This is a genomic window from Kitasatospora sp. NPDC050543, assembly GCF_044457565.1.
Lineage (GTDB): Bacteria > Actinomycetota > Actinomycetes > Streptomycetales > Streptomycetaceae > Kitasatospora.
Genome location: NZ_JBITGZ010000018.1, coordinates 39,373 through 54,662 on the forward strand (window position 1 = coordinate 39,373; position 15,290 = coordinate 54,662).

15 protein-coding genes and 1 pseudogene are annotated in these 15,290 nt (G+C 73.6%); 6 read left to right on the forward strand and 10 right to left on the reverse strand.

Annotation, left to right across the window (positions count from 1 at the left end; translation table 11 throughout):
- Positions 1–10 precede the first annotated feature (10 nt).
- The 5 genes from ACIBH3_RS22115 to ACIBH3_RS22135 form a co-directional block, all read right to left on the reverse strand.
- Entirely contained in the window at positions 11–2,215 is a 2,205-nt protein-coding gene (locus ACIBH3_RS22115) for a FixH family protein (protein ID WP_396313750.1), read from the reverse strand.
- 40 nt (positions 2,216–2,255) lie between these two features.
- Positions 2,256–2,768, reverse strand: a complete 513-nt coding sequence (locus tag ACIBH3_RS22120) for a copper chaperone PCu(A)C (RefSeq protein ID WP_396313751.1) — start codon at positions 2,766–2,768, stop codon at positions 2,256–2,258.
- Positions 2,765–3,517, reverse strand: coding sequence for an SCO family protein (locus tag ACIBH3_RS22125; RefSeq protein WP_396313752.1), 753 nt, complete (start codon positions 3,515–3,517; stop codon positions 2,765–2,767). The genes ACIBH3_RS22120 and ACIBH3_RS22125 overlap by 4 nt, the downstream gene beginning before the upstream one ends.
- 79 nt (positions 3,518–3,596) lie before the next feature.
- The gene (locus ACIBH3_RS22130) at positions 3,597–4,358 is read right to left on the reverse strand and encodes a YcnI family protein (protein WP_396313753.1); all 762 of its coding nucleotides are present in this window, start codon (positions 4,356–4,358) and stop codon (positions 3,597–3,599) included.
- A gap of 165 nt (positions 4,359–4,523) precedes the next feature.
- Entirely contained in the window at positions 4,524–5,360 is an 837-nt protein-coding gene (locus ACIBH3_RS22135; RefSeq protein ID WP_396313754.1) for a hypothetical protein, read from the reverse strand.
- Positions 5,361–5,589: 229 nt separating this feature from the next.
- Between ACIBH3_RS22135 and ACIBH3_RS22140 the strand changes: the two genes are divergently transcribed.
- The gene (locus tag ACIBH3_RS22140) at positions 5,590–6,231 is read left to right on the forward strand and encodes an ATP-binding protein (protein WP_396313755.1); all 642 of its coding nucleotides are present in this window, start codon (positions 5,590–5,592) and stop codon (positions 6,229–6,231) included.
- A 98-nt stretch (positions 6,232–6,329) separates the two neighbouring features.
- Here the strand turns inward: ACIBH3_RS22140 and ACIBH3_RS22145 are convergent, their stop codons facing one another.
- Complete coding sequence (locus tag ACIBH3_RS22145; RefSeq protein ID WP_396313756.1) at positions 6,330–7,337, reverse strand: LAETG motif-containing sortase-dependent surface protein; 1,008 nt, start codon at positions 7,335–7,337, stop codon at positions 6,330–6,332.
- On the opposite strand from ACIBH3_RS22145, the pseudogene ACIBH3_RS22150 reads away from it, so the two are divergent.
- From ACIBH3_RS22150 to ACIBH3_RS22160, 3 genes and pseudogenes are all read left to right on the forward strand, one after another.
- Positions 7,276–7,863 (forward strand): annotated as a pseudogene (locus ACIBH3_RS22150) (LysR family transcriptional regulator); the annotation flags it as partial. The gene ACIBH3_RS22145 and the pseudogene ACIBH3_RS22150 overlap by 62 nt on opposite strands.
- 133 nt (positions 7,864–7,996) lie before the next feature.
- Complete coding sequence (locus tag ACIBH3_RS22155; protein WP_396313849.1) at positions 7,997–8,071, forward strand: hypothetical protein; 75 nt, start codon at positions 7,997–7,999, stop codon at positions 8,069–8,071.
- Between the two features lie 333 nt (positions 8,072–8,404).
- A complete protein-coding gene (locus tag ACIBH3_RS22160; RefSeq protein WP_396313757.1) occupies positions 8,405–9,730 on the forward strand; it encodes an amidase in 1,326 nt (441 codons plus the stop codon).
- Between the two features lie 155 nt (positions 9,731–9,885).
- Here the strand turns inward: ACIBH3_RS22160 and ACIBH3_RS22165 are convergent, their stop codons facing one another.
- The gene (locus tag ACIBH3_RS22165; RefSeq protein WP_396313758.1) at positions 9,886–10,110 is read right to left on the reverse strand and encodes a DUF5302 domain-containing protein; all 225 of its coding nucleotides are present in this window, start codon (positions 10,108–10,110) and stop codon (positions 9,886–9,888) included.
- A 112-nt stretch (positions 10,111–10,222) separates the two neighbouring features.
- The gene (locus ACIBH3_RS22170) at positions 10,223–10,345 is read right to left on the reverse strand and encodes a hypothetical protein (RefSeq protein WP_396313759.1); all 123 of its coding nucleotides are present in this window, start codon (positions 10,343–10,345) and stop codon (positions 10,223–10,225) included.
- A gap of 147 nt (positions 10,346–10,492) precedes the next feature.
- Here ACIBH3_RS22170 and ACIBH3_RS22175 point away from each other — a divergent pair, with 147 nt between their 5' ends.
- Positions 10,493–11,314, forward strand: coding sequence for an integrase (locus ACIBH3_RS22175; RefSeq protein WP_396313760.1), 822 nt, complete (start codon positions 10,493–10,495; stop codon positions 11,312–11,314).
- A 97-nt stretch (positions 11,315–11,411) separates the two neighbouring features.
- Here the strand turns inward: ACIBH3_RS22175 and ACIBH3_RS22180 are convergent, their stop codons facing one another.
- Positions 11,412–12,362, reverse strand: a complete 951-nt coding sequence (locus ACIBH3_RS22180; RefSeq protein WP_396313761.1) for a pirin family protein — start codon at positions 12,360–12,362, stop codon at positions 11,412–11,414.
- 213 nt (positions 12,363–12,575) lie between these two features.
- A complete protein-coding gene (locus tag ACIBH3_RS22185) occupies positions 12,576–13,079 on the reverse strand; it encodes an SseB family protein (protein ID WP_396313762.1) in 504 nt (167 codons plus the stop codon).
- A 229-nt stretch (positions 13,080–13,308) separates the two neighbouring features.
- On the opposite strand from ACIBH3_RS22185, the gene ACIBH3_RS22190 reads away from it, so the two are divergent.
- On the forward strand, positions 13,309–15,138 hold the full coding sequence (locus ACIBH3_RS22190) for an acyl-CoA dehydrogenase (protein ID WP_396313763.1): 1,830 nt from the start codon (positions 13,309–13,311) through the stop codon (positions 15,136–15,138).
- Positions 15,139–15,290: the final 152 nt, after the last annotated feature.

Below are 15,290 nucleotides of genomic sequence, written 5' to 3' on the forward strand. Positions count from 1 at the left end.
CCATTCCCCGTCAGCCGATCGTGAGCGGCTTGATCTCGGTGGCCTGGTCGATGTCGGAGGAACGGACCACCACCGACACCACCCAGTTCCCGACCAGCGGCAGCTGCGCGGTGCCGCTCCAGCGCCCGGTGCCCGCGCCGGTGAGGGTGACGGGCAGCGGGCCGAGGTCGCGGTCCGGAAGGGTGAAGGCGAGCTGCACCTCCGGCACCTCCACCGGCTGGCCGTCGGCGCCGTCCAGCTTCAGCTGCACCTCGTTGGCGCCGGCCCGGGCCGGGTTGAGGGTGACGGTCGCGGTGCCCTTGGCGTTCGGGGTCCGGCCGCCGGTGTCGTACGGGAGCTTCAGTTCCAGGGTCCGGCCCGGCACCGTCTGGGCCGTGGGGGCGCCGCCCGGTGCGGGGGCACCCGACGCGGAGGCGCCCGGCTGGGCGCCGCCGGCGCCGACCGCCTGGGCGACCCGGCCGGGCGGGGAGTTGGTGAGCATCGTGGTGGCGACCAGCACCGCCACCGCCACCGCCGCCTCGACCAGCACCGAGCGGCGCAGGCCGGCCCGCGAGGGGGTCAGGCCCCGGTCGCGTCCGGCGGCCTCCCGGGCAGCCTGCTGGCGGTCCAGCTGGGCCTGGCGGGCCGCGTCGGCGGGGGCGGCCGACGCCTTCTCGCCGGCCGAAGCCGAAGCCGAGGCCGGCGCCGAATCCGCTGCTGAAGCCGAGGACGAAGCCGACACCGAGGCCGACACCGAGGCCGACGCGGTCAGGGCGGCGGTCACCGCAGCCTGGACGGCCGGGTCCTCCGCCTGGACGGCCGGGTCCTCCGCCTGGACGGCCGGTTCATCCGCCGCGTCGCCGGCCCGCAACCGGGCCACCCAGGAGCGCGAGATCCACGCCACCCCGAGCATTGCCGCCACACAGCCGATCTTGATCAGCAGCAGCCGCCCGTACTCGGTGTCCACCAGCGCGCTCCAGGAGCCCAGACCGCGCCAGGACTGGTAGACGCCGGTGACGGTGAGCACCGCGACCGAGCCGAAGGCGATCCTGGAGAACCGGTCGGCGACCTCCGCGCCCAGGCCGTGCCGCAGCCCGACCAGCAGCGTGGCCAGACCGCCGAGCCAGCCCGCCATGGCGATCAGGTGCAGGATGCCGAACGGCAGCGCCAGCCAGACCTGGATGCCGACCGAGGCGTGGTCCGCGCCGACCCAGGTCGCCGACAACGCGACGGCGAGCACCAGGCCCGCCACCCCCAGGCTCAGCCGGGCCTCGCGCAACGGGCGTTCGGCGGCGCGCCGCTCCAGCGCGCACAGCTCGTCCTCGTCCTCGTCCGGCTTCCCGCCGTCCTCCCCCTCGGCCTGCTCCTCGCCCTTCCCCCCGGCCCGCGCGTCGGCCCGCTCGCAGGCCTGCTCGACGTCCGCCTGCTCGACGCCCGCCGGGACCTGCCCGAGCTGGCCGACCAGCAGCGAGAGGAACACCCCGCCCGCCGCGAGCAGCAGCAGCCGGGCCGCCAGCGCCGTGCCGATCCGCTCGTCGAGGGTGGCGCGCACCAGCGACAGGTCGAACGCCTGCGACAGGCCCGAGCCCCGCTCGTACGGCCCGCGCAGCATCAGCACCGCGATGGTGGAGACGAGCAGCGCGACCCAGCCGGTCATCAGCAGCCGCTGCACCGAGCGCAGCGCGGCGCCGCCCGGCCAGCAGATCAGCACGAACGCGGCCGCGCCCATCAGCACCGCGAAGGCGCCGTACGCGACCGTCCGGCCCGTTCCGTACAGGGCGGCGACGACGCTGTCGGCCTCGGCCTTCTGCAGGGCGGTGGCGGAGACGGAGGTGTCCGAGGGGGCACCGATGGAGAAGGTGAAGGCGCCGCCGATGGGGTGCGAGTCCTCCGAGACGGCCCGCCAGGCGACGGTGTACGTGCCGTTCGCGAGGTTGCCGTTCAGGTCGACCCGGGCGGTGTTGCCGCGGCCGTCCGCGTGGCCCGGGTTGCCCGCGTCGACGGCCTTCCCGGCCGGGTCCAGGACGCGTACGGAGTCCCCGGAGAGGGAGACCGACTCGCTGAAGGTCAGCGTGACGGCCGCCGGGGCGGTGGCGACCACCGAGTTCTGCCCTGGGTCGGTGGACTCCAGCGTCGCGTGGGCGGCGGCGGGACCGGCGCCGGCGAGCATCAGCGCGAGTACCGCGCCGAGTATCCCGAGCAGTCCGGCGAACCTGCGGTGACTGGCCTTCAGCATCTGACGGTCCCTGTTCCCTGGTTCTGTGGTTCCCGCGCGCCTACTGGCCCGGGCGGTACGTGAGCGGTTTGACCGGCACCCGGATGGCGATGGTGCCGGCCTTGGCGAAGGTCAGGTCGAGTTCGAGTTCGTCTCCCACGGCCGGCGGCTTCTCCCATCCCATGATCATGAGGTGGGTGCCGCCCCGGGCGAGCTGCAACGCGCCGTGCGCCGGCACGGCGAGGCTGCCCAGCTCCTCCATGGTGGAGTCGGTGGAGCGGTGCAGGGTGACGGAATCGGCGGCCGGGCTGGTGACCTTGACCAGCTGGTCCTCGCCCGCGCCGTCGTTGCGCACCGTCAGGTACCCGGCCGCCATCCCGCCGGCGGCCGGCAGCGGGATGTACGGGTCGGCGACGCTCAGCAGCACCGGGCCGCCGGCGAGGGCGGAGCCGGCGGAGCTGCCGACGCCGTCCGGGCCGTCCGAACCGCACGCGGCGACGACCGTCCCCACCCCGAGCGCGGCGGCCAGCACCGCGCCCGTGAGCGCGCTGCGCCGGAAGGCACGCGAACTCATGCCTGCACTCCCTTGGCGAGCAGCGGCAGGTCGTGCTCGTACGTGGCCGGCTCGGTGCCGCTGAGGTACAGCACGTGCGCCCTGTCGTCCGAGGGCAGGAACGCCAGGACCTGGGCGCCGTGGGTGGAGGTGACGGTGCCGTCCTTGTTGACCACCGGGTCCTCGATCATGATGCCGAGCGACTTGGCGGCCGTCTTGACCTTGGCCAGGTCGCCGGTGAGGCCTATGAAGCTCTTGCCCATCGAGTCGAGCCAGGTGCGCAGCACCTTGGGGGTGTCGCGCTCGGGGTCGGTGGAGACGAACACCACGTCGATCCTCTGCTGCTCCTCGGGGGAGAGCTTGGCCATCGCGACCCCGATGTCGCCCATGGTGGTGGGGCAGACGTCCGGGCAGCTGGTGTAGCCGAAGAAGATCAGGGTGCTGCGCCCGGCGGTCTGCTTGCGCAGGTCGTAGGGGTTGCCGGAGGTGTCGGTGAGCACCAGGTCCGGCTTGTCGAAGTGCTTGCTCAGCACGGTGCCCCGGTAGGGCGAGTCGGCGGCCTCGCGGGAGACCTTGACGGTGCTGCCGGCCGTGCCGCCGCCGGAGCCGCAGGCGGTCAGGGCGAGCGCGGCGGCCACGCCGAGGGCGGCGGCACCGAGCAGGCGGGAGGCGCCTGCGCGCGTGCCGGGCGTCCGGCGGGACGGCGTGCCGGCCGCCGTGCCGGATGGTGTGCCGGCCGCCGTGCTGGATGGCTTCTTGGTACGGGGCATGACTGGAGTCCGATCGTGCTCGGTGGTTCACCGGCGGGGCCGTACGCCGGCGCGCGTACGGCCCCGCCGGTGTGCGGGGTCAGGAGGCGGCGCTGCCGCTCTTGCGGCGCAGGCCGGCCACGCCGAGCGCCGCGCCGATCACGCCGACCACGATGCCGACCACGCCGAGGACGCGGGCGGTGGAGTCGTCGGACTTGGCCGCGGTGGCCGTGGTCTCGGCCGTGGCGGTGGCCGCGTCCCCGTGGCCGTGCGAGTCGGCGGGGGCGGCGGAGGCGGAGGGGGCGGCGCCGGGGGCGGCGGCCTTGGTGAGGGTGAGCACCGGGGCGGGCTTGGCGGGCTCGGGCTGGCCGTCCTTGGCCTCGTCGATCCAGCGGACCACGTCGCCGTTGTCGTAGCTCTGCAGCGCCTTGAAGGTCAGCTTCTCGGTGTCGGTCGGCAGCGGGCCGATCGAGACGCGGAACTCCTGGAACTGGCCGGGGGCCACCTTGACGCCCGCGTCGGCGGTCCAGGTGATCTTGGAGACGGCCTCGTTGACGTCGTTGCCGTGCACCTTGATCGGCTTGTCGAGCTTGGCCTTCTCGATGACGGCGGTCCAGCCCGGCATCGGCAGGGTACGCACCGAGGCCAGCGGGTGGTCCATCGGGAGGTTGACCTCCAGCTTGACGGTGCTGGCCGTGTCGTTCTCGTTCGGCACCCGGAAGTCGACGGCGGTGTAGCCGCCCTGCGGGGCGCTGCCCGGCTGCACGGTGACGTGCGCGAAGGCCGGGCCGGCCAGGGCGACGACGCAGGCGCCGGCGGCGGCGGCGATGACGGCGATACGACGGGCAGGAGAGGTACGCATCATGGGTCTCATTCCGGAGACGGGCAGGCCCGCTCCCGGGCACCGGTCGGTCCGGGCCTCGGTGGGCAGCTGCGCTGGGGGTGGGGGCGGTGCGTCCGTACCGCTCAGGGGTACGGCTGTCGCATCTGCGCGGACCGCCATCGCCGGTGTGGGAACCGGCCGTGGTCAGTACGCGAAACCCACCGTCGGGGGGCCCCGCCGGATCACGCTGTGCCGCAGCGCGGCGGCCATTGGGAGTCGCCAGGCCGACCGGTCCGCCGGGTACCGGCGCCGGGGGCGGACCGGCGGGTCGAGCAGGCCGCGCAGCAGGGAGACCAGCAGCGCGAACGCCAGCCTCAGGGGAGCGGCCAGCTCCCGGGCGGTGGTCGCGGTCAGCCGCACCAGCCGCCAGAGGGCCGCCTCGCCGCGCCGCAGCCACCAGCCGGCCACCAGCGCGGCGGCCAGGTGACCCGCGAGCATCACCGGGTTCAGCCCGAACGCGCCGTCACCGCCCTGCCACCAGGGCGCGGCTGCGTACGCGGCCGGGTCCAGACCGGCGCTGCTGACCAACTGCTCGGCGGTGGTGCCGCCGGGCAGGCCGGTGAGCCGGCCGGGGTGGCCCTCGTTGCAGATCAGCCGGCCGGCCACCTGGGGCAGGGTCAGCCGCCCGGTGGCGGCGCCGTGGTGCATCCCGGCCATCGCGCTCGCGGACGCGCCGCCGAAGCTGTGGAAGAGCAGGTGCAGCCCGAGCTGACCGGCGCCGAGCGCGCCGGCGATGGCGGCCAGCGAACGCTCCCGCCCGCCGAGCAGCGCCGCCGCCGTGAGGACCGCGGCGAAGCCGGCCGCGAGCGTGAGCGGGGCGACGTCACCGCCTCCGGCCAGCGCATGCCCGGCCGCCGCGATCAGGGTGCAGACCAGGGCGAACGGCACCGCCCGCACCAGCCGCAGATCCCAGGCGGCCGTCCGTACCGGCGCGTCCGGTGCGGCGGCTCCCGGGTGCGGGGCGGCGCGGTGCTCAGTCATGGCCGGGACATCATCTCATCGCGACCCGGCAGCGATCCGTCCGGGTGGGAAATCCCTACGAATCCCCCATACGGCCTCGGCGTGCGGCTCCCGGTGTGCGCCGCTCGGCACAACGGGGGGCCTCAGTCCATCCGCCGAACGGGCGGTCCCCTACCCGGGACACGGTTCACTCCCGGATCGCCCGGAGATACCTAGTTGTATGTGGAGCCGCAGCCAGGAGGGACCTCCCGTGGACATCTGGTGGACTCTGCACCTCAAGCGCGACCCGTCCAGCGTCCCGCTGGCCCGGCGCATCCTGCTCGGCGCGATGGACACCGCCGGGGTCGACCCCCAGGTCTCCTACGACCTCGGCGTCGCACTCACCGAGGCCTGCGCCAACGCGGTCGAGCACGCCGCCGGCGGCCGGCCGGACGACGGCTTCCAGGTCACCGCCTCGATCAGCGGCGACCGGCTGCGCATCGAGGTCACCGACTCGGGCCCGGGCCTGCCCACCGCGGCACCCGATCCCGCCCCGATGCCGCGCCGCCGCCCGGTGACCCCGGGGCCGAGCCGCCCCGCCACCGGCTGCCGCACCCGCCGCGGCCGGGCCTCGCTCCCGGCCGTCGCGGCCCACCGCCCCCGCACCACCCGCCCGGGGCCGTACGACACCCATGTGCTGCCCCCGGGCCGGCCGGCCCCGGCAGCCGCGCTGCGCACCGCCGACCTGGACACCCTGCCCGACCTCTGCGCGGAGAGCGGCCGCGGCCTCTTCCTCATCCACGCGCTCACCGACCACGTCCAGCTGCGCAACCACCCGCTGCGGGGCGCGATCGTCAGCTTCGACAAGATCCTCAAGTGGCAGGACGACGCCCTGCTCCGGGTCGCCTCCTGACCCCGGCACGCCGAAGGGGTACGGGCGGTGTGCCCGTACCCCTTCGCCTGCGGTCGGACAGGTCCTGACGGTGTCGGCCGTGCCAGGTCCTGGCAGTGTCAGCTGTGGGTGCCCGCCTTGCGACGGCGCAGGACGAACAGCGTGCCGGCGCCGGCGGCGAGGACGGCGGCGCCGCCGACGGCGATCGGGAGGGTGCTGGAGCTGCTACCGGTCTCGGCCAGGTGCGGTCCGGCCGTGGGGGACGCGGAGGCGGTGGCCTTGGCGGCGGAGGTGGAGGGCGCCGCGGTGGCGTCGGCGACCGTGAAGAGGTCGTCGACCCGGTAGCTGCCGCCGAAGTCGGTGCAGCCGGCGGTGGCGGTGCTGCCCGGCACGGACTTGCTGGGGAAGCTCTCCGAGCTGCCGGCCACCTGGGCGAAGTAGCGGGCGTTGGCGGCCTTGGCGGTGGCCGCGATGCGCACCTGGAGGGTGAACTTCGCCCCCTTGGCGAGCTTGAAGTTCCCGAGGTCGACCAGCAGGTAGTTGGGGTTGCTGCCCTCGACGTTCTTCCAGTCGCCGCCCGGCAGCTTCACCGAGACGGTGAAGGCGTCCTTGACCCAGGGGGTCGGGTTCGACACCGGCTCGCTCTCCGCGATGTCGGTGACGAAGACGATGGCGTTGAACTTCTGGAAGTCGACGGTGCTGGTGTTCTCGATGGTCGCCGTCATCTCCTGCGCCGGGCCGCCCTTGACCAGGGTGGCACCCGCCAGGCCGGTGCCACTGGCCTTGAGGTCGACCAGCTGGTGGCCGTTCGGGCAGGGGCCGCTGGCGGCCGGCTGCGGTGCGGTCGGCAGCGGCGCGGTCGGGCGGCTGGAGGGGGTGCCGGTCGGCGCGGGCGTGGAGGGGCCGGCGGTGACGGTGGCCGACGGGCTCGCCGAGTGGCTGGGCGTCCCGGTGGGCATCGGCGGGACGGGCAGGGTCGGCACCGGCGGCACGGTCGGCACCGGCACGGTGGCGGTGGCCGTCGGGGTCGGCTGGATGGCGGCCGCGCCGGCGGTGGCCGTGCCGATGGTGGCGCCGAGGGAGAGCGCAAGCAGCGAGGAAGCTGCCAGGAGACGCGAAGAGCGCACGGTCATTGCTCCGAAATCGGGCGGATTATGGCTGTATTTGGACGACTTATGGCCGAAGGACTACCACGGCGTGCGTGGGCCGCACCCTATCGAGGGGCGTTCGGGCGGATGCCGCCAGGGGCCCGCCTACGCTGGTCCGGTGACGGACCGGGACCTCAGGAAGCTGCGTGTGCTCCAGGCGCTGGACGAGTGCGGGACGGTCACCGCAGCGGCCGAACGGCTCTGCACCTCGCCGTCCGCCGTCTCCCAGCAACTGTCCTCGCTGGCCCGGCAGCTGGGCGCGCCGATGCTGGAGCCGTACGGGCGGCGGGTGCGGCCGACCGGCGCCGCCAGGCTCGTCCTGCGCCACGCGGAGCGGGTGTTCGGCCGGCTGGAGCAGGCCGAGGCCGAGCTGGCGGGGTACCTGCACGGCGAGGCGGGCGAGGTCCGGGTCGGCGCCTTCGCGACCGCGATCACCGGGCTGCTCGTCCCCGCCGTCGCCGGACTGCGCAGCGCGGCACCGGAATTGGTGGTCCGGGTGGTGGAGGCCGAGGCCGCCGAGGCGTACGGGCTGCTGGCCGCGGGCAAGGTGGAGCTCGCCCTCTCGCCGGCCGTCCAGCTGCCCGCCGTGAGCGACCCGCCGGCGCCTGCTGCTCCCCGACGCCCGCCCGGCCACCCGGGTGCGGCTGGACGTCCTCCCCGACGGCGGCATCGCCCGGCTGCGCCTGCACGGCGGCGTGCTGCCGGCCCGGTGAGCGCGCCGTCCATCACGCCTGCGGCCCCGGTTGCCGGGCACCCTGGGCCGCCGGACCATGGGGGCATGTTGCATCAGATGCGTGGCGAGTACGGCCCCGGCGGCGCGTCCGACGGGGTGAAGACCTGGCACATGGTGCGCGGCGAGTCCGACGTCGCCATGTGCGGACGGCAGCTGGACCCCGGTGCCCCCGTCCAGGAGGCGGCGGCCTGGGGTGACGCCCCGGATCTCAACTGCCACACCTGCGGCGCGGTCTTCCTGCGTGAGCAGCCCTATCTCCCCGGGGAGCACGTGTACCCGGAGGAGATCGACTAGCGGCGGCCGGAGAGGTCGCGTGGTCGCCGTGGAACCCCTGGTCCGGCCGAGGTCGCTGGCCCGTGAGGCGGCCCGGATGCGCGCCGGCGAGATCGATCCAGCCGCCCACGTGGACCGGCTGTGCACCCGGATCGAGCAGATCGACCCGGTGCTGCGGGCCTTCGTCCCCGAGCCCGGCCGCCACCACCGGCTGCACGCCGAGGCCGGGGCGCTGGCCGCCCGCCACCGGGACCCTTCCACCCGGCCCGCCCTGTACGCGGTGGCCGTCGGCATCAAGGACGTCGTCCGGGTGGACGGCCTGCCGACGCACGCGGGCTCCGCGCTGCCGCCCGGCGTGCTGGCGGGGCCGCAGGCCGCCGTGGCCGTCCGGCTGCGGGCGGCGGGGGCACTGATCGCGGGCAAGACCGTGACCGCGGAGTTCGCGGTCAACGCTCCCGGCCCGACCCACAACCCGCACCACCTGGGGCACACCCCCGGCGGCTCCAGCAGCGGATCGGCGGCCGCCGTCGCGGCGGGGCTGGTGCCGCTCGCCATCGGCACCCAGACCATCGGCTCGGTGATCCGCCCGGCGGCGTACTGCGGGGTGGTCGGGTTCCGGCCGACGTACGGGCGGATCCCCACCGACGGGGTCGTCCCGCACGCGCCGAGCCTCGACACGGTCGGGACCTTCACCGCGGACGTCGAGGGCGCCGCCCTGGCCGCGGCGGTGCTCTGCGACGACTGGCGGCCGGCCGCCCCGCCGGGGCGGGCGCCGGTGGCCGGGATTCCCGTCGGTCCGTACCTCGAACACGCGGACGTGGCTGCCGTCGAGGCCTTCGAACGGCAGCTGAAGGTGCTGGGGCAGGCCGGGGTGACGATGCGTCAGGTCGAACTGATCCCCGACTTCGACGAGGTGGTCCGGCATCTGCACGTCATCAGCCGCTACGAGCTCGCCCGGGTGCACGCGGACTGGTTCACCCGCTTCGGCGGCCTCTACCGGCACGAGACCGCCGCGGCCGTCCGGCACGGCCAGGAGATCGACCCGGCGGACCACGCGGCGGCGCTGCGGGCCCGCGCCCACTTCCGCGAGCGGATCGCCGAGGCGACGGCCCGGGCCGGCGTCGATCTGTGGCTCGCGCCGGCCGCCACCGGGCCGGCCCCGCGCGGGCTGGAGGGCACCGGCGATGCGGTGATGTCCCTGCCCTGGAGCTACGCCGGCCTGCCCGCGCTGACCCTGCCCGCCGGGTACGCCCCGGACGGCCTGCCGCTGGGCCTCCAGTGCGTCGGTGCCGAGGGGGCGGACGAGCCGCTGCTCGCCTGGGCCTCCCGGCTGGAGAGCTGCCTGGAGCGTCCACCGGCGGCCTGAGCTCCCACGACGGCGGGTCATGACGGCCCTGCGCGATCATGACCGCCCGTGCCGGCCACGGGCGCCGGACATGCCGCAGGCCGGGGCCCGGCGAACGGGCGCACGCGCGCCGCTCGGTGGGGACCCGGCCTGGAGGCCGACGGGTCACGCCCGGATCAGCCGCCGCTCTTCCGGCGGAAGTTGCGCTTCGCGGCGGCCGCGCCGTGGGTGCCGTGGATCTTGGAGTCGCCGTTCGGGCCGCCTCCGGCGCCGTCCGTCCTGATGCCCTGCTTGCGCTCCAGGGCGGCCAGGAACTTGGCCTTGACGTCGTCCTGGGCGGCGGGGGCCGCAGCGGTCTCCGCGGCCTCGGGGCTGTCTGGTTCCGCTACATCGCTGCTCATACAGGACCTCCTGGACGGGGTGGTGCGGGATCTGCGTTCCACCCCACCATGTCACGTCCTACGGGGGCCGGCGGACGAATCCCGCCCGGCCCGGGCGTGCCGCCGGACGGCGTCACTTGGCGTGCCGGCCGCGCGGCGTCTCGTCGGGGAAGCGCGGGCCGCCGATCAGGAACAGCAGCGTGGCGATCGGGAAGCCGATGGAGGCGACCACGAGAACGATGAACTGCCAGGCCATGACACGCTCCTAGATCACCCTCGGTGGCTGAAACCCTGAGTGGTATCCGACGCTATGGCCATATTTGCCCGACTGCCACCGGACACTATCGGGGGATCGCCCGCCGAGGTCTGTGCGCGGCACGTACCCGGCGGCCACACTGACGGGATGCAGGTACAGCTCGCGGGGGAACCGCGGAAGCCGGGCCGGGAGAGCGAGGACTTCGCGGCGGCCTCGCCGGAGGCGCTGGTGCTGCTCGACGGGTCCAGTTCGCCGGACGGGATGGAGTCCGGGTGCCGCCACGGCACCCCCTGGTACGTCCGCCGGCTGGGGGTGCACCTGCTCGCCCGGCTGACCGACCGATCCGACCGCTCGATCGCGCAGTGCCTCTCCGACGCCATCGTGGAGACGGCCGCACTGCACGGTGGCCGGTGCGATCTCTCGCACCCCAACACCCCGGCGGCGATGGTGGTCGCCGCCCGCCGGCACGGCAACGCGCTGGAGTACCTGGTGCTCGGGGACGCGCTGCTGGTGCTCCAGTACCGGGACGGCCCGCCCAAGGTGATCGGCGACAACCAGCGCTTCCCCGGCGGTGAGGAGCTGCGCCGCCAGGTCTGGTCGACGGTGCCCGGCACGGCGGAGCGCGCCGCGCTGCACATGCGCTACGCGCTGGCCGTCCGGGCCGCGCGCAACACCGGGCACGGGCCGTGGATCGCGGCCGCCAGTCCGAAGGCGGCCGGCCATGCCGAGACGGGCTTCGTGCCGCTGGCGCAGCTGTCCGCCGTCGCGGCGCTGACCGACGGTGCCTCGCGCTACACCGAGCGCTTCGGCCTGGGCAGCTGGGCGGATGTACTGAAGCTGCTGGCCGAGGCGGGCCCGGCCGAACTGATCGCCCAGGTGCGGGCGGTCGAGCGCTCGGACGCCGGGTGCGAGCGCTGGCCGCGCGGCAAGGCCTTCGACGACGCCTCGGCCCTGTACGCCCGGCTCTGAGCCCCCGACCCGGAGGGGCCGGGGCCGAGGGCGTGGCGGCGCCCGGCCCCCGGGGGGTTCGGGGGCTTGAGAGCCGGGCGCCGCGTTCGGGGTGGGATCAGTCGACCGGCTGCCCGAAGGCGCCGGACTGGAAGTCCCGCATGGCCTGCTCCAGCTCACGGTGGCTGTTCATCACGAACGGCCCGTACCAGGCCACCGGCTCCCGGATCGGCTGCCCGCCCAGGATGATCACGTCCAGGTTGGGGTGCCGGGAGTCCTGCTTGGCGTCGGCGGAGATGGTCAGGGTGTCGCCCTCGCCGAACACCACCGCCTGCCCGCTGCGCACCGGGCGCCGTTCGGTGCCGACCGTGCCGTCGCCGTTCAGGACGTACGCCAGGGCGTTGAAGTCCCTGCGCCACGGGATGGTGAACTCGGCACCGGGGGTCACGCTGGCGTGCAGCAGGGTGATCGGGGTGTGGGTGACGCCCGGGCCCCGGTGGCCGTCCAGCTCGCCGGCGATCAGGCGCAGCACCGCGCCGCCGTCGGGGGTGGAGAGCAGCCGGACGTGCCCGCCGTGGATGTCCTGGTACCGGGGCGCGGTCATCTTGTCCGCGGCCGGGAGGTTCACCCAGAGCTGGATGCCGTGGAACAGGCCGCCGGTGGTCACCAGTGACTCGGGCGGGGTCTCGATGTGCAGGATGCCGGAGCCGGCCGTCATCCACTGGGTGTCACCGCCGCCGAGGTGGCCGCCGCCGCCGTGCGAGTCCTTGTGGATGAACTCACCGTCGATCAGGTAGGTGACCGTCTCGAACCCGCGGTGCGGGTGCCACGGGGTGCCCTTGGGCTCTCCGGCGGCGTACTCCACCTCTCCCATCTGGTCCATCATGATGAACGGGTCGAGGTACTTGGTGTTGATCTTCGCGAAGGCGCGGCGGACGGGGAAGCCCTCACCCTCGTAGCCCTCGGGGGCGGTGACGACGGTCAGGACCGGCCGGGCGCTCGTGACGGCGGGGTCGGGGGTGGCGACGCGCGGGAGGGTCAGCGGGTTGTCGACGGTCACGGCGGGCATGTCGGCCTCCTTCGGGGTCTGTGGCCTACGTCCCGAAGGTTAGTTCAACCATCAACTAAAGGCAAGTTGAAGATTGAACTATTGGGTGGGGTGACAGCGGGCTGCGCCATGCGGGCCGGCGCTGCGGGCCCGCGGGTCCGTGGTTCTGCGCGCTGCGGGTCTGTGGGTCTGTGGGCGTGTGGGTGTGTGGGTGTGCGGGCCGGTGGGCTCGCCTCAGCCGTACATCCGGCGCATGGTGAAGTCCACCATCTGCTCCACGGCCTTGGCGTCGAACACCATCCGGTGCTCGCCCTCCATGTCCAGCGCGAAGCCGTACCCGGTCGGCAGCAGGTCCAGCACCTCGGCGCCGCTGACGCTGAAGTGCTTGGACTCCTTGCCGGCGTAGCGGCGCAGCTCCTTGAGCGAGCTGAACATCGGGATCACCGGGGTGGGGGTGTTGTGCAGCGCCAGGAAGCCCGGCCGCTCGCCGCGCGGGCAGTGCACCTTGGAGGTGATGAAGATGGCCTGGAAGTCCTCCACCGCCATCGAGCCCGTGGTGAAGGCCCGGACGGCGTCCGCCAGCGAGGGCGGGGAGGGCTCCGGGTACAGGGACTGCTGCGGCGCCTGCGGCTGCTCGCCGTACGGGCCGGGGCCGGGCATGCCGTTCATTCCCGGCTGCGGCCCCGCCTGCTGCTGGTAGGGATCGCCCGGATATGCGGTCTGGTCATAGCCGTACACACGGACAGGCTATCGGGAGCGCAGTCTTCCGTGGGGCGGCCGATCCTGACAGGAGTGCGGGCCCCGCGTTGTGGGACGTGGCCACGTGGGACGTGACAACCTTCATAAGGGATTCGCTGCGGGGGGCTTGAACAAGTTACCGCCGGGTAGCATCATGATGTCTACTGGTGGGTAAGTGGGGCGCCCGGAGCGGCGGACCCCCGGAAGCGACGAACCGGAGATAACGGCCATGGGTCACTACAAGTCCAACCTGCGGGACGTGGAGTTCAACCTCTTCGAGGTGTTCGGCCGCGACCAGGTGTACGGCACCGGTCCGTTCGCCGACATGGACGTCGAGACCGCGAAGAACATCCTCAGCGAGATCTCGCGTCTCGCCGAGAACGACCTCGCCGCGTCCTTCGTCGACGCCGACCGCAACCCGCCGGTCTTCGACCCGGAGACCAACACCGCTCCGGTCCCGGCCTCGTTCAAGAAGAGCTACCAGACCTTCATGGACGCCGAGTGGTGGCGCCTGGGCATTCCGGAGGCCATCGGCGGCCAGGTCACCCCGTCCTCGCTGATCTGGGCGTTCGCCGAGCAGATCCTCGGCTCGAACCCCGCGATCTGGATGTACTCCTCCGGCCCGGCCTTCGCCGGCGTCGTCCACGAGGAGGGCACCGAGGAGCAGCACAAGGTCGCCCTGCGCATGGTCGAGCGCCAGTGGGGCGCCACCATGGTGCTGACCGAGCCCGACGCGGGTTCCGACGTCGGCGCCGGCCGCACCAAGGCGATCAAGCAGGAGGACGGCTCCTGGCACATCGAGGGTGTGAAGCGCTTCATCACCTCGGGCGAGCACGACATGTCCGAGAACATCATCCACCTGGTGCTGGCCCGCCCCGAGGGCGGCAAGCTCGGCACCAAGGGCCTGGGTCTCTACATCGTCCCGAAGTTCGACTTCGACTGGGAGACCGGCGAGCTCGGCGAGCGCAACGGCGTCTACGCCACCAATGTCGAGCACAAGATGGGCCTCAAGGCCTCCAACACCTGCGAGATGACCTTCGGCGCCAAGCACCCGGCCAAGGGCTGGCTGCTCGGCGAGACCGTCGACGGCATCCGTCAGATGTTCAAGATCATCGAGTTCGCCCGGATGATGGTCGGCACGAAGGCCATCGCCACCCTCTCCACCGGCTACCTGAACGCGCTGGAGTACGCCAAGGAGCGCGTGCAGGGCGCCGACATCTCCAACTTCCTGGACAAGGCCGCCCCCCGCGTCACCATCACCAACCACCCGGACGTCCGCCGCTCGCTGATGACGCAGAAGGCGTACGCCGAGGGCATGCGCGCCCTGGTCCTGTACACCGCCTCCGTCCAGGACGACCTGGTCGCCGCCCGCCTGCGCGGCGAGCACGACGAGGCCGCCGAGCGCCTGAACGACCTGCTGCTGCCGATCGTCAAGGGCTACGGCTCGGAGAAGTCGTACGAGCAGCTCGCGCAGTCCCTGCAGACCTTCGGTGGCTCCGGCTACCTGCAGGAGTACCCGATCGAGCAGTACATCCGGGACGCCAAGATCGACACCCTCTACGAGGGCACCACCGCGATCCAGGGCCTGGACTTCTTCTTCCGCAAGATCGTCAAGGACGGCGGCCAGGCGCTCACGGCCGTCTCCGAGCAGATCCAGAAGTTCCTCGGCGCGGCCGAGGGCGGCGACGCCCTGGCCACCGAGCGCGAGCTGCTCGCCAAGGCCGCCGGTGACCTGGAGGCCATCGTCGGCAAGCTCCTGGCCGACCTCTCCTCGGTCGAGCAGGACGTCAAGAACATGTACAAGGTGGGCCTCAACAGCACCCGCCTGCTGATGGTCTCCGGCGACGTGGTGATCGGCTGGCTGCTGCTGCGCCAGGCCGTCGTCGCCCTCGCCAAGCTGGAGGCCGGCGCCTCGGAGAAGGACGTCCCCTTCTACCAGGGCAAGGTCGCGGCGGCCCGCTTCTTCGCCCGCAACATCCTGCCGACGATCACCCCGCAGCGTCTGATCGCCGAGGGCGTCGACAACGAGATCATGGAGCTGGCCGAGGAGGCCTTCTAGGCCGCTGAGGCCGCAGGCCTCGCACTGACCGCCTGACCCACCCTCAGTACGAAGGGGGCCCGCGCTTCTCGCGGGCCCCCTTCGTGCTGTCCGGCGTCCTGTCGTCGCTGGACGGGGCCGGGCCGGGCGGGCCGGGGTCTTCGCGCCCCGGA

What these genes read in the sequence shown, in the direction of transcription:
- ACIBH3_RS22120 (WP_396313751.1), bottom strand. Translation starts at nt 2,768, where the DNA reads ATGAGTTCGCGTGCCTTCCGGCGCAGCGCGCTCACGGGCGCGGTGCTG.
- ACIBH3_RS22115 (WP_396313750.1), bottom strand. Translation starts at nt 2,215, where the DNA reads ATGCTGAAGGCCAGTCACCGCAGGTTCGCCGGACTGCTCGGGATACTC.
- ACIBH3_RS22190 (WP_396313763.1), top strand. Translation starts at nt 13,309, where the DNA reads ATGGGTCACTACAAGTCCAACCTGCGGGACGTGGAGTTCAACCTCTTC.
- ACIBH3_RS22180 (WP_396313761.1), bottom strand. Translation starts at nt 12,362, where the DNA reads ATGCCCGCCGTGACCGTCGACAACCCGCTGACCCTCCCGCGCGTCGCC.
- ACIBH3_RS22165 (WP_396313758.1), bottom strand. Translation starts at nt 10,110, where the DNA reads ATGAGCAGCGATGTAGCGGAACCAGACAGCCCCGAGGCCGCGGAGACC.
- ACIBH3_RS22135 (WP_396313754.1), bottom strand. Translation starts at nt 5,360, where the DNA reads ATGACTGAGCACCGCGCCGCCCCGCACCCGGGAGCCGCCGCACCGGAC.
- ACIBH3_RS22170 (WP_396313759.1), bottom strand. Translation starts at nt 10,345, where the DNA reads ATGGCCTGGCAGTTCATCGTTCTCGTGGTCGCCTCCATCGGCTTCCCG.
- ACIBH3_RS22175 (WP_396313760.1), top strand. Translation starts at nt 10,493, where the DNA reads ATGCAGGTACAGCTCGCGGGGGAACCGCGGAAGCCGGGCCGGGAGAGC.
- ACIBH3_RS22125 (WP_396313752.1), bottom strand. Translation starts at nt 3,517, where the DNA reads ATGCCCCGTACCAAGAAGCCATCCAGCACGGCGGCCGGCACACCATCC.
- ACIBH3_RS22130 (WP_396313753.1), bottom strand. Translation starts at nt 4,358, where the DNA reads ATGCGTACCTCTCCTGCCCGTCGTATCGCCGTCATCGCCGCCGCCGCC.